The sequence below is a fragment of the Paenibacillus oleatilyticus genome (genome assembly GCF_018998565.1).
Taxonomy (GTDB): Bacteria; Bacillota; Bacilli; order Paenibacillales; family NBRC-103111; genus Paenibacillus_G; species Paenibacillus_G oleatilyticus.
Genome location: NZ_JAHNZO010000013.1, coordinates 170,586 through 183,783 on the forward strand (window position 1 = coordinate 170,586; position 13,198 = coordinate 183,783).

At 55.7% G+C, this 13,198-nt stretch carries 11 protein-coding genes and 1 rRNA gene; 11 read left to right on the forward strand and 1 reads right to left on the reverse strand.

All coding sequences use genetic code 11. The features are described from left to right. The first annotated feature begins 111 nt into the window (after positions 1–111). The gene (locus KQX66_RS18450) at positions 112–336 is read left to right on the forward strand and encodes a hypothetical protein (protein ID WP_216794291.1); all 225 of its coding nucleotides are present in this window, start codon (positions 112–114) and stop codon (positions 334–336) included. A gap of 26 nt (positions 337–362) precedes the next feature. Next, entirely contained in the window at positions 363–1,394 is a 1,032-nt protein-coding gene (locus tag KQX66_RS18455; RefSeq protein ID WP_216794293.1) for a spore coat protein, read from the forward strand. Between the two features lie 96 nt (positions 1,395–1,490). Here KQX66_RS18455 and KQX66_RS18460 read toward each other — a convergent pair whose 3' ends face one another. After that, positions 1,491–1,865 (reverse strand): VOC family protein, encoded by a 375-nt coding sequence (locus tag KQX66_RS18460; RefSeq protein WP_216794295.1) that lies wholly within the window; start codon positions 1,863–1,865, stop codon positions 1,491–1,493. Between the two features lie 179 nt (positions 1,866–2,044). On the opposite strand from KQX66_RS18460, the gene KQX66_RS18465 reads away from it, so the two are divergent. The 9 genes from KQX66_RS18465 to KQX66_RS18505 form a co-directional block, all read left to right on the forward strand. Continuing rightward, positions 2,045–2,749 (forward strand): response regulator transcription factor, encoded by a 705-nt coding sequence (locus KQX66_RS18465; RefSeq protein WP_216794297.1) that lies wholly within the window; start codon positions 2,045–2,047, stop codon positions 2,747–2,749. Continuing rightward, positions 2,746–3,855, forward strand: a complete 1,110-nt coding sequence (locus tag KQX66_RS18470) for a sensor histidine kinase (protein ID WP_216794298.1) — start codon at positions 2,746–2,748, stop codon at positions 3,853–3,855. Before KQX66_RS18465 ends, KQX66_RS18470 begins: the two co-directional genes overlap by 4 nt. Before the next feature lie 108 nt (positions 3,856–3,963). After that, positions 3,964–4,746: an ABC transporter ATP-binding protein gene (locus tag KQX66_RS18475; protein ID WP_216794299.1), complete on the forward strand. Its 783-nt coding sequence runs from the start codon at positions 3,964–3,966 to the stop codon at positions 4,744–4,746. Further along, a complete protein-coding gene (locus KQX66_RS18480) occupies positions 4,721–6,649 on the forward strand; it encodes an ABC transporter permease (RefSeq protein WP_216794300.1) in 1,929 nt (642 codons plus the stop codon). The genes KQX66_RS18475 and KQX66_RS18480 overlap by 26 nt, the downstream gene beginning before the upstream one ends. A 130-nt stretch (positions 6,650–6,779) precedes the next feature. Further along, positions 6,780–7,364, forward strand: a complete 585-nt coding sequence (locus KQX66_RS18485; protein ID WP_216794301.1) for a hypothetical protein — start codon at positions 6,780–6,782, stop codon at positions 7,362–7,364. 308 nt (positions 7,365–7,672) lie between these two features. Then, a complete protein-coding gene (gene pcrB, locus KQX66_RS18490; RefSeq protein WP_216794316.1) occupies positions 7,673–8,356 on the forward strand; it encodes a heptaprenylglyceryl phosphate synthase in 684 nt (227 codons plus the stop codon). Positions 8,357–8,372: 16 nt separating this feature from the next. Continuing rightward, complete coding sequence (pcrA, locus tag KQX66_RS18495; RefSeq protein ID WP_216794302.1) at positions 8,373–10,685, forward strand: DNA helicase PcrA; 2,313 nt, start codon at positions 8,373–8,375, stop codon at positions 10,683–10,685. A gap of 54 nt (positions 10,686–10,739) precedes the next feature. Continuing rightward, positions 10,740–12,758 carry an NAD-dependent DNA ligase LigA gene (gene ligA / locus KQX66_RS18500; RefSeq protein WP_216794303.1) on the forward strand — a complete coding sequence of 673 codons (2,019 nt, stop codon included), beginning with the start codon at positions 10,740–10,742 and terminating at the stop codon, positions 12,756–12,758. A gap of 375 nt (positions 12,759–13,133) precedes the next feature. Next, positions 13,134–13,198 (forward strand): 16S ribosomal RNA (locus tag KQX66_RS18505); the annotation flags it as partial.

The following is a 13,198-nucleotide window of genomic DNA, read 5'->3' on the forward strand; positions in this document are numbered from 1 at the left end:
CCCGACATGGCGTCCTTTTTGTTTTGCAGAAGACTCAAAAATAAATCGGAACATCATACATATTTTCCCACCCTATGGGAAATCTAAGGCCAACAAGGAAGGAGGATTTGGATGATTACAGGTCAACAGCAAGGAACGGTCAGCACGAAGGAGCTCTCCTATATTACGGACAGCCTCAAAAATGAGGAATTGCTCGCCAAAATTGCAGCGCAAGGTGTAGCCGAAAGCCAGAATCCGCAGCTGAAGCAGAAGCTGGCGCAAATTGCGCAGGACCGTCTGCAAAATACGGACCAACTGCTCCGTACGCTGCAGCAGCAAACGCAAACCACCCACTAGGGCAACCATAAGGAGGTGCGGTAAACATGTATCAGCAAAACTTTTCCAATCTCCACCCAGCACAGACCCAACCGCTTCACTTTCATTTGAACGAGCAGGATGTCGCGAACCTCGTCTTGTCCGAGCTTAAACGCACGGCCCGCGAGTATACGACCGCCGCGTTGGAGGCGACGCATCCGGCGGTTCGCCAGACTTTTGTGTCGCTGACGCAAAAGACGCTGCAGGATCAGGCCGAGCTGTACAACGTGTTGTCTCAATCGGGCGGATACGGCTCCATAAGCATGGCTTCCCAGCAAGAAGTGCAGCAGGAGCTCCAGCAGCAGCTGCGCAAGACCGAGCAGATCCATGCGGTCGTTCAACAGGCGGTGCAGGCCGCTTATGCGGGCGGAAACCTGTATGCACAAAGCGCCCATCAGCAGACGCAGGCTTACCCGCAAGCCCAGCCGATCTTCCAAGCGCCAGTGCATCAGACGGGCTATCCGTCCGGCGGCGCGACAACGACTTCTTCGACCGCATCCCCTTACGGCGGCAGCAGCTTCACTGCATTTCCGAGCGGTAATTACGGCCAGACGATCGGCTCCGGCTTCAGTCACACGACAACCGGTTCGAGCTCTTACGGATCAAGCACCGGCACGGGGGCGGGGCATTCGAGCGGAACAAGCGCCTATAATCCGGGCCTCAGTCAAGTGGTCGGTTCCAGCTTCGGGAGCTCGTTTTCCTCCTCTGCCGGGGCGCATAACAACGAGTATGGCGTGAAATCCTCCGTCTCCGGGACGGACAACCAAGACTATTTCTCGGCCCGGTCGGTTCAAGATTACAACAATAACAAATACAGCAGCGGGCAGGAGACTTACGCCGGGACTACGACCTCGCACAATACAAGCCATGCCCCGTCGTCTTCCGTCCACCCTGCCAGCAGCAGCTCCAGCTTCGGCAGCGTCTCCTCGGGAGCCGAAGCGGCAACGTCGGGTCAAGCTTCCGCTACCGGCTCATATCGAAACAAAACGCAGTCACATTCCCATCATGGCACGACCCATAGCAGCAAATATTTGATGTAAGGCGCGTTAGCCCGGCCCGGACTGGACCTTCCAGGTTCCGCCGGGCTTTTTTCTGCGTATAGTTTTATTTCCTGGAGCGGCCACCCGGGCCGCGTTTCATATCAGCCGTTGGACGAACTCAAGCCGGTTGCCGAATGGGTCCAAACAGTGAAAGCGGAGCATGCCTTCCAGCGGCACGTCCTCCCGGACGCCGATTCCCTTTTCCGATAACGCTTGTTTCAACTTTTCGAGATCCTTGACCTGGAAAGCCGGATGCGCTTTTGACGCAGGAACGAAGTCGGTCTGCACGCCGATATGCACCTCATGGGGGCCGCAGGCGAACCATACGCCGCCGCGCGCCCGGAGCGGCTCGGGCTTCGGGATTTCCCGCATTCCCAGCATTTCTCCGTAAAAAGCCCGCGCCTCTTCTTCGCATCCCGCCGGTGCGGCAAGCTGGACATGGTCGATCCCTGTATATTCGTGAGCTTCCATGACTGATGCCTCCTTCATTAAAGTTTCATCAGATGAAATTTGTTTTCGTTAAACGACACACATTTATCCTATGCGATTTTGATATTCATGTAAATAGAGCGGCATCGAGCACGACTAACCGAGCCTTCCAAAAAAGGGTATAATATTTCCGTAGCGACACGGAGAGGGGACTTGGGAAAATGTATCGTATTCTGATCGTGGAGGATGACGATAAGATTGCCGGTATCCTTCAGGAATACTTGGATAAGTACGGGTACGAAGCGGTTCGGACGACCGACTATAAACATATCAAGGACGCGTTCCTTTTGCATAAGCCCGAGCTGGTGCTGCTCGATATCAATTTGCCTAGTTACGACGGATTCTATTGGTGCCGTCAGATTCGCACCGTCTCCAGCGTGCCGATCTTGTTCATGTCCGCGCGGGTCGGGGAAATGGACCAGATCATGGCCATTGAGAACGGCGGCGACGACTACATAACGAAGCCGTTTCATTCGGAAGTCGTCATGGCGAAGATCAAAAGCGCTTTGCGCCGCGCCTATGGAGAATATGCGCAGGTGCAGTCCGGGCGCGAGCTGACCGAGCTGAACGGCCTGTTCGTCGACCGGACCCGGAGCACGGCCGAATGGCAGGGACGCAAGGTGGACCTCAGCCGCAACGAGCTGCTGCTTCTGGATCTTCTGCTGAAGCAGGCGGGAGAAGTCGTTTCCCGCGAACGGCTGCTTGAAGCGCTGTGGGACGATATCGACTTCGTCGACGACAATACGCTGACGGTGAATGTCACGAGAGTACGCAAAAAATTGGAGGAGCTCGGCATCATGCGTGCCATCGAAACGGTCCGTGGCCAAGGCTACCGGCTTCAATCTTCCTGGGAGGGCGAAGGATGAGCTTTCGCGACTTTTTGGCCGACCGTATCGGATTTATCGTCATTTATTGGATCAATGTGATCTTAATCGCGGCAGTCGTACAGCTGGACCTGCTGGGGAAAAACGTATCGCTCGACGAAAGCAATATCGCCTACATGGCTGTACTGTCGGCAGCGGGGCTCGCATCGTTCTTGCTCTTGGACTATATCCGGCAGCGCGGGTATTTCCAAGGCCTTCGGATGCTGAAGCAAGGCGGGCTGAACGGCCGTAAGCCTGAGGCGATGGAGGGCGTCATAAGCCTGCCCACGGGTGTCACCCGGGAGCAGCGGATGTCCGTAGACTTGCTGTTGGAATTATACGGCGCTTATACCGACCGGCTCGAAAAGCACCGGGTTTCTCAAGATCAGCACCAAACGTTCGTTCGATTGTGGGTGCATCAGATGAAAACGCCGGTGTCCGTCATCGGACTGCTGACCGAGCAGCCGCACGCCGCGCCGAAGGAAGCGCCTCAACGTCCGGTTAGGGCCGTACTGGAGAGCATCCAGGAAGAAAACGAGAAGCTGCGTCAAGGCCTCGATATGATGCTGCACACGGCACGGCTTGACAAGTTCGAAGCGGATCTTCGCATGCAGAAGGTCGATCTGCTGCAAGCGGTCCGCCATGTCATTAACGAGCATAAGAAGGCATGCATCCGTTACCGGATCTATCCGAAGCTGATTGCCAGCCACGAAGCGTGCTATATCGATACGGATGACAAGTGGCTCGGCATCATTTTGCACCAAATCGTCTCGAATGCGATTAAATATTCCAAAAGCAAGCACGACGGCAGCAAATCGCTGACCATTACGATCACGAAGGACGGCAATGGCTGTCATGCCGTATTTCAGGACGAAGGGATCGGTATCGCCGAGCAGGATCTTCCGCGGGTGTGCGAACCTTTTTTTACTGGCGAGAACGGCAGGCTCGTCGCCGAATCGACCGGCATGGGGTTGTTTGTCGCCAAGGAAGCGTGCCGGAGGCTCGGACACCGGCTCGAGATCGAATCGAAGCTCGGGGAAGGAACGACCGTCCGCCTTCATTTTCCGCGCAGCGGAGCGCTGCACGAGGGACTGCTGCCCCTTAAGTGACAGTGTTGTAAGAAAACAGGATCGCCATGTAAGGTGAATCGATGGCTTGGCCGGCGGAACCTTCGTATACTACAGGCAGAGTGAAGTGATCAAAGGAGGACCCGCATCGTGACTACTGTACTGAAGACGGACGCCTTGTCCAAAATATACGGCAGCGCCGGCAAAGGCGTCGTTTATAAAGCGCTGGAGCATATCTCGCTGGAAATCGAACGGGGAGAATTCACCGGCATTATGGGGCCATCGGGCAGCGGCAAGACGACGCTGCTCAATTTGCTGGCTACCATCGATAAGCCGACCTCGGGACATATTGAAATCAACGGCACCGACCCGGCGAGGCTGAACAACAAGCAGCTTGCTTTATTTCGCCGCCGCGAGCTCGGTTTCGTGTTTCAAGATTTCAACCTGCTGGAGACGCTCTCGATCAAAGAAAACATCATTTTACCGCTCGTGCTGGAAGGAACGAAGCCTTCCGAGATCGAACGGCGCGTGGCAGAAATCGCGGAGGTTCTTGGCATCACCCCGATTTTATCCAAACGGACGTACGAGGTATCCGGGGGGCAGCAGCAGCGTACAGCCATTGCACGCGCCATCATTCACCGTCCGTCATTGCTGCTGGCGGACGAACTGACGGGGAATCTGGACTCCAAAGCGGCCAAAGACGTGATGGAATCGCTGCGAAGCCTTAACGAGGAGCGGGAAGTGACCATCCTGATGGTGACGCACGATCCGTTCGCCGCCAGCTACTGCAAGCGGGTCTTGTTCATCAAGGACGGCAGGCTGTTTTCGGAAATTCGCCGCGGCGCGAACCGTCAGGCCTTTTTTCAGCAAATTTTGGACAGCTTAAGCGTGTTGGGAGGGAACTTCGATGAACTTCCGACAGCTCGCCCTTAAAAATATTCAAGGCAATTGGCACCGGTACATCGCATTTTTTCTGAGCAGCGCTTTTTCCGTTATGGTCTTCTATATGTTCGGTTCGTTCATCTACCATCCCGAAATCGCAAACGGGAATATTAAAGCCGCAAGCATGGTGAAGCAAGTGCTCTTCGCCTGTCAGATTCTGATCGTTATCTTCTCGTTTTTCTTCGTGCTGTACGCCAGCTTTGCTTTTCTCAAGACGCGCAAGAAAGAATTCGGCCTGCTCACCTTGTTCGGAATGACCCGTTCGCAGATCTGCCGCCTGATGTTTTACGAGCAGATGATGATCGGCCTGCTGTCGATCGGCGTCGGGATCGGTACTGGCATGCTGTTCTCGAAGCTGTTCTTCCTGGCTATTGCACGTTTGCTTCAAATAGATAGTCCGATCCGCTTCTTCGTGCCGCCCCAGGCGCTGCTTCAGACGGTCATCGGCTTTCTGGCCTTGTTTCTCGCGATGACCTTGTTTGCGATGTTCAGCGTGGGCCGCAGCCAGATCATTGCGCTATTGCGGGCGGCCAAACAGCCGAAGAAGCCTCCCGTGGCTTCGCCGTGGCTCACCGTCTTGGCGGTTGTTTGCCTTGGAGGCGGCTATTATTTGGCGTTTACGACTTCGCTGAGGCTCATTTTGCACCTTATGCTGCCGATCATTTTTTTAACCGTACTCGGCACCTATTTCCTATTTACGCAGGCGAGCGTGGCGATGATCCGCAGATTGCAGCGAATGACGGGCTTGTACTACAATAAGACAAATATGATTGCCGTCTCGCAGCTTGCGTTCAAAATGAAAGACAACGCGCGCACGCTTTTCGTCGTTTCGGTTTTGAGCGCGGTCATTTTGACGGCATCGGGCACGATTTACGTGTTTTATAAGAACAGTGACAAGCAGGCGATGGAGCAGTTTCCGAATACGATAAGCTTTACCCAACAAGGGCTCACTGCTCCTAAAGGGATAGACCCCGAGAAGATGAAGGCCGTATTGGCCGCTGAAAGAGCGAGCGTAGCTAAAGAATTGAAAATCGCAGGCGTACAGGTCCCGCTTAAGCTGGACGGCTCCCGCGCATCCGATACGACGGCGCTGCTGATATCGGAATCCGATTACAATCGGGCAGCGGAAGGAATCGAGTATGCAGCTCCGCTTCAGATCGCGCCGGGGCATGCCGTATTCAGCTATCCTTACCGAATGGGCGACGTCATACTAATGGAAAAAGGTTCGCAGCGAACCGTTCAATTAAACGGGCAAACCTGGCCGCTGGAGATGGACGGGCAGGTAACGGGAGGCGTCATCAATCTGATAGGAGAAGCGAGCGGGCTACTCGTGGTCAATGACGGGGAATATGCCCAGATGATGGGCGAGGTGCCTGACGACCGGAAGCTTGTCTATTACGGCTTTGATTTGAATCGCTGGCAGGAGCATATCGATACAGTGGAGAAAGTAAAGCAGTCCATTCCCGAAGATCAGCGGAAAAAGGTATTCAGCCCCGCCTCGATCTACGCCGCGAACAAACAAAGTTCGTCATTGATGCTGCTCATCGGTCTGTTCGTCAGCTTCCTGTTCTTTGTCGCTTCGGCGAGCATGCTGTATTTCAAGCTGTTCACCGAGCTGCAGGAAGACGACCATCAATATCGCGCGCTCATGCGGATCGGGATGTCCGTACCTGAAGTCCGGCGGATCATTAACGTACAGATCGGTCTGCTGTTCCTGCTCCCGGTTGTCGTAGGTGCGGCTCACGCGGCTTTCGCTTACAAGACGCTGGCGAATTTGCTCTCGATGAACGTATGGTCCTACGGCGCGCTGGTCATTTCCATTTTCGCCGTGCTGCAATTTGGGTATTTCCTGCTTACCCGCCGCGCTTACATGGCCCAGATGAAGAGCTTGTAAGCGACGAGACGAGACGCATAATCCTCATAAGCAGGGGCATCGCCCGGACCTCTTCCGCAAGCTTGGTATATTTTTTCGTTTTTGACCCATAATACGAAAAAAAAGCCAACACGGAAGGGGCATCATCCGGGTGAAAATCATCGTCACGCTGCTTCTGGCCGCGGCGCTTCTGTGCGGCTGCCAAAGGGAGCCCCATCGCGACGCCACCGATATGAAGACGCTGCAAAAAACGGTCGGCCGCGAGAGGCTGCTTCAGACGTTCAGCCAAATCGAGCCGCCGCCGATGGGAAAAGAAATCATGAACAAATCCGATCAAGAGATCATCGCTTGGATTAAGCAAGTCGACGACTGGACGCATAAAGTGCTGTCTTCTCCGGTTACCGGGGAGATGGACGAACATGCTATGCGCGAGATGCAAACGCAGCTTGGGAAAATATATACGCCCGACATGGCGCGGCGGATGATCGATTACTTTTACCGCCGGGACACACGGATCGGAACGTACCAAGCGAACAGCACCAAAGCGATGCTGGGCTTGCGCAGCGAATGGGGGCAATACGAGCTGCACAAATCGCAGCCGGCCGAGGGGCAGTACAAGCTCAGCCTGACCGGCAGGTCGAAGCAGGACTACAGCGAATCCGTCATGTATCACGAGTCCGCCTACAGCGTACAAGGCGACCGCTTGATCGTCAGCGAGTTCAAGACCCGCTCTTGAATCTCCGAACAGCTTTATTAATAGCAGACTGGCGTTGGTTACACGCTGGCCTGCTTTTTTTGTATGTCGGCTATAGAAAAAAGGGTTCCAGTTAATCGTCCAATACAGACGAACAAGTATTCCTATTCCTTGCTTGTTTTATGGTATAATAGGAAGAAGAGCTATTCCCCGCAGGCTTCATTGACACCGGGCGCGGGCTCGCATAGACTTGACTTGAGACAGAATGAATCAGCTCCGTACGTTCCTTTTCCGGGGGCGGCGGGCTTGCCGCGTTTAACGGACAGGAGGCATTTTCTTTGCATTTGCGTATGGAAGAGTGGAAGCATGTGTTTAAACTTGACCCGGACCGGGAGATCGGCGACGAAGCGCTTGAGCGCATCTGCCTCTCCGGCACCGATGCGGTGATGGTCGGCGGCTCGTCCGGCGTCACCTTCGACAATACCGTCGACCTGCTGGCGCGCATCCGCCGGTATGAAGTGCCGTGTGTCTTGGAAGTGTCGGACAGGGAAGCGATCGTGCCGGGGTTTGATTTATTTATGATTCCGATCGTGCTGAACGCCGGGGACACGCAGTGGATCGTCGGGCGACATCAGCAGGCGCTGAAGGAATACGGCGCGATTCTGGATTGGGACGAGCTCGTTCCCGAAGGCTACATTATATTGAACGGCGATTCCACGGCGGCCAAGCTGACCGAAGCCGACGTACGGCTCGATGCGAGAGATGTGGAGGCTTATGCCCGCATAGCCGACCGTTTGTTCCGCTGCCCGATCGTTTATTTGGAATACAGCGGCGTGTTCGGCGATATGGAGCTGGTCGGACGGGTGAAGCGGCTGCTTTCCCGGTCGCGGCTGTTTTACGGCGGCGGCATCGACAGCCCGGAGAAAGCGCGCGAAGCGGCCAAGGCGGCGCATACCGTCGTCGTAGGCAACGCGGTATACGAGGATCTTGAGCGGGCGCTCGCTACGGTCCCGGCGGTAATGGAAATGCAGTAGAAAGGAAATAAGAATAATGATCAACGAACCTATCGATATACTCAAAGCGATTCAAAAGCTCAACCCGCAGCAAAGACGCGCCGTCGAAACGACGGATGGACCTCTGCTGATCATGGCCGGGGCGGGCAGCGGCAAAACCCGCGTGCTGACGCACCGGATCGCTTACTTGATCGCGACACGCAAAGCGGCGCCGTGGAGCATTTTGGCCATTACGTTCACGAACAAAGCGGCAAGGGAGATGCAGGAGCGCGTCAGCGCCCTCGTCGGCCCGCAGGGGGGAGATATTTGGGTATCCACCTTCCACTCGATGTGCGTGCGTATTTTGCGCCGGGATATCTCGCGGATCGGCTTCACGTCGAATTTTACGATTCTCGATTCGGGCGACCAGCTGTCCGTGATCAAAAATTGCATGAAAGAGATGAACATCGACTCGAAAAAATTCGAGCCCAAAGCGGTCCAGGCCGCCATCAGCAATGCCAAGAACGAACTGCTGACGCCGGAGAAATTCGAGCGCAAGATCGGCGATTACTTCGACGGCATCGTCGCCAAAGTATACACGTCCTACCAGCGCAAGCTGAAGGCCAACAACTCGCTTGATTTCGACGATCTGATCATGACCACGATCGAGCTGTTCCAACAAGTGCCCGAGGTGCTTGATTTTTACCAGAACAAGTTTCAGTACCTTCACGTCGACGAATATCAGGATACGAACCGCGCCCAGTATATGCTGTGCCGGATGCTGGCCGACAAGTACAAGCGGATTTGCGTCGTCGGCGACAGCGACCAGTCGATTTACCGCTGGCGCGGGGCCGATATCAGCAACATTCTCGATTTCGAAAAAGATTACCCGAACGCCACCACCATTTTGCTCGAGCAAAATTACCGCTCGACCTCGAATATCTTGAACGCCGCGAACAAAGTGATCGCCAACAACACCGGACGCAAGCCCAAAAACCTGTGGACCGACAAGGGCGATGGGCAGAAAATACGGCTTTACCAAGCCGATTCCGAGCATGAGGAAGGCTATTTCATCACCGGGGAGATCCGTAAAAATGTAGACAAAGGCCGCCGGTTCAGCGACCATGCCATATTGTACCGCACGAACGCGCAGTCCCGGGTCGTCGAGGAAATTTTGATAAAATCGGATATTCCTTACCAGATCGTAGGCGGCATCAAGTTCTACGACCGCAAAGAGATCAAGGACATTCTGGCCTACCTGCGGCTCATCTCGAACCCGGACGACGATATCAGCTTTGCGCGGATCGTCAATGTGCCGAAGCGGGGCATCGGGGATACGACGGTCGAGCGGCTGGGTGCAGCGGCGGGGCAATTCGGCGTATCGATGTTTGCGATGCTGGAGAACGTGGACAGCATGGAGATCGGCGCCAAGGCCCGCAACGCGCTGGCCGATTTCCGCGATATGATCGAGAACCTGTACCGGATGGTCGATTATTTGTCGGTTACCGAGCTGACGGAGAAAATGCTCGAGATGAGCGGCTACCGCGAGGAACTGAAGCGGGAAAACACGATCGAGTCGCAGGCGCGGCTGGAGAACATCGACGAGTTCCTGTCCGTGACGATGGACTTCGAGAAGCGCAACGAGGATAAATCCCTCGTCTCGTTTCTGACCGATCTGGCGCTGATCGCCGACATTGATTCGATGAATCAGGACCCGGAAGCGGGAAAACAAGGCGTCGTGCTCATGACGATGCACAGCGCCAAAGGACTCGAGTTCCCCGTCGTCTTCATCATGGGCCTGGAGGAAGGCGTATTCCCGCACAGCCGCGCCTTGATGGACAACGAGGAGCTGGAGGAGGAGCGGCGCCTCGCCTACGTCGGCATTACCCGCGCTGAGGAGGAGCTGTTCCTCACGTGCGCTCGGATGCGCACGCTGTTCGGACGGACGACGGCGAACGCACCGTCCCGGTTCCTTCAGGAGCTGCCGCAGGAGCTCCTGGAGACCGTGCGCGCCGGCGGCGGCTTCGGCCGCGGCGGAGCGTCAACCCCGGCGTGGGCCGGCGGCGAACGCCGCTTCGGCAGCGCCGGAGGCTTCGGCGGCGCGCCCGCACAGGCGGGCCGCACGCCCGTGAGCTTCCGCAGCGGCCCGGCCGCCGCCGCGGGAGGCGCAGCGCCCAAAGCCGCGGCTCCCGCGGCGCAGGCGACCGATTTTGCCATGGGCGACAAAGTGTCGCATGGCAAATGGGGCACCGGCGTCGTCGTCGCCATCAAAGGCTCGGGCGACGACACCGAGCTGCAGATCGCTTTCCCGGCGCCCGTGGGCGTCAAGCGGCTGCTGGCCAAATTTGCGCCGATCACGAAGCAGAGCTAAAACGCCAGGCAAGGCAACCCTTATATTCCGTAGCCATGAGAGGATGAATTTCCGATGCCGGACGCTTTGGAAACGATGAAGACGCTCATCGAAGAGATCAATAAACACAATTACGCTTACTATACGCTGGATCAGCCTTCTCTCACGGATGCCGAATACGATGCGCTCTATGATAAGCTGGTTCAACTGGAAACCGAAACCGGCACCGTGCTGCCTTACTCCCCCACGCAGCGGGTAGGCGGTGAGCTGCTCAAAGGGTTCGAGCCGCACCGGCACTTGGCCCGACTTTGGAGCCTGGACAAGGCACAAAACCACGACGATCTCATGGCGTGGCACACGCGCGCCCAAAAGCTCGTGAACGACTACAATACGCAGCATCCGGACGATCCGCTACCGCCTTTATCCTTTGTCGTAGAATTGAAATTCGACGGGCTGACGCTGAATCTGACCTACGACAACGGCGAGCTCGTGCAGGCGGCCACCCGCGGCAACGGCGTTGTCGGCGAAGGGATTCTCGCCAATGTCAAGACGATCCGTTCCGTGCCGCTGCACATTCCATATACTGACGGGATTGTCGAAGTACAGGGCGAGGGAATAATGAACTTGTCCGTGCTCGAAGCCTATAACGCGACCGCGGCCGAGCCGCTCAAAAACGCGCGCAACGCCGCCGCAGGCGCTCTCCGCAACCTGAATCCGAAGGTGACGGCGGAGCGCAAGCTGAACGCTTATTTTTACAACATCGGCTATGCCGATTCTCTGCAATTCCAGAATCATCAGGAAATGGTCGACTTTTTGCGCGACAACCAGTTCAAGGTCAGCCCGTTCGTCAAATTCGTCGACAGCATCGACGCGGTAGAGGAAGAGCTGGAGAAGCTGGTCGCCATGCGCAACACGCTTGATTTTCTGATCGACGGGCTGGTCGTAAAAATAACGGATATGCGCACCCGCGAAGTGCTCGGATATACCGACAAATTCCCGCGGTGGGCGGTAGCCTATAAGTTTGAAGCCGAGGAAGCCGTGACGACGCTGCTCGACGTGAGCTGGAACGTGGGCCGGACCGGCAAAGTGACGCCGCTCGCCCGGGTGGAAGCCGTCGATATCGGCGGAGTGACCGTACAGAACTGTACGCTTAACAACATGGACGACATCGAACGCAAAAATTTAAAGCACGGTTTAGGCAGTCTTGTCTATATCCGCCGCTCCAACGACGTTATTCCGGAGATTCTCGGCAAAGTAACCGAAGAAGCCGACGGTAGCGAAATCGTACCTCCGGCAGTGTGCCCTTCCTGTGGACACGATCTGGAGAAAAAGGGTCCGCATTTATTCTGCACGAATAAAGTAGACTGCCGGCCGCAGCTTGTGGGGCGCATTGCCCATTTCGCCTCCCGCGATGCAATGGACATCGAAACGTTCAGCGAGAAGACAGCCGAGCAGCTCTACGATTCGCTCGATGTGCGCGATCCGTCCGATCTGTACTATTTGACGTTCGACGATTTGATCAAGCTGGAACGCTTCGGGACCAAGAAGGCCGAAAATTTGATCGCCGCCTTCGAGAAAAGCAAGCAGCCCGATTTGGCATCGTTTCTATATGCTCTCGGCATTCCGAATACGGGCAAGACGACGACCAAGGAGCTTGCGGAGCATTACCGCAGTCTCGAGAAGCTGATGCAGGCGGAGCCGGAGGAGCTGATCACGCTGCCGGATATCGGCGGCATTGTTGCGGAGAGCATCGTCGGCTTTTTCCGCGATCCGGCGATGCAGCGAAGCATTGAGCGATTGCTGGCCGCGGGTATACAACCGGTGAGCGAAGAAGCGCCTGCGGTCGTTGACGAAAGCAGTCCGTTCTTCGGCAAGACGGTCGTCTTGACGGGTACACTCACCACCATGGGGCGGGACGAAGCAGCCAAGAAGTTGGAGAAGCTGGGCGCCAAGGTGACCGGCAGCGTGTCGAAAAAGACCGACATCGTCATCGCCGGAGAGAACGCCGGCAGCAAGCTGACCAAAGCCCAGGAGCTGGGCATCCGCATTATTGATAACGAAGAGGAACTGCAGCAGTTGTTAGGAGACGTCTAATCATTCTTCACGCTGTGCAGCACGAAACCGCCGGTTCCGGAAAAGGAGCGCGGCGGTTTTTCGTTCTCGGCAAATACTATAAAATGCCCGCTAAAAAGTACGCCACATGCCGAGGAGTGGGTCCGATTTACATTTGCCAAAATTTGTGGTTGCATTCGACCCGGAATCTGTGATACATTATTGCTTGTCGCCGCGAAAGGCAGTCAGCCTTGAACGAGCGGCCAACGAAAAAAAGTAGTTGCAAAGCTCGTCCTGATGTGATAAGATTAGATCTTGTCACGGCAGAACAGAATAGTGACGAAAGCTCTTTGAAAACTGAACAAATGAGAACGAAATGCCAAGCGTAACAAGCATTTGAGCTATATCAGCTTTTCTTTAATGGAGAGTTTGATCCTGGCTCAGGACGAACGCTGGCGGCGTGCCTAATACATGCAAGTCGA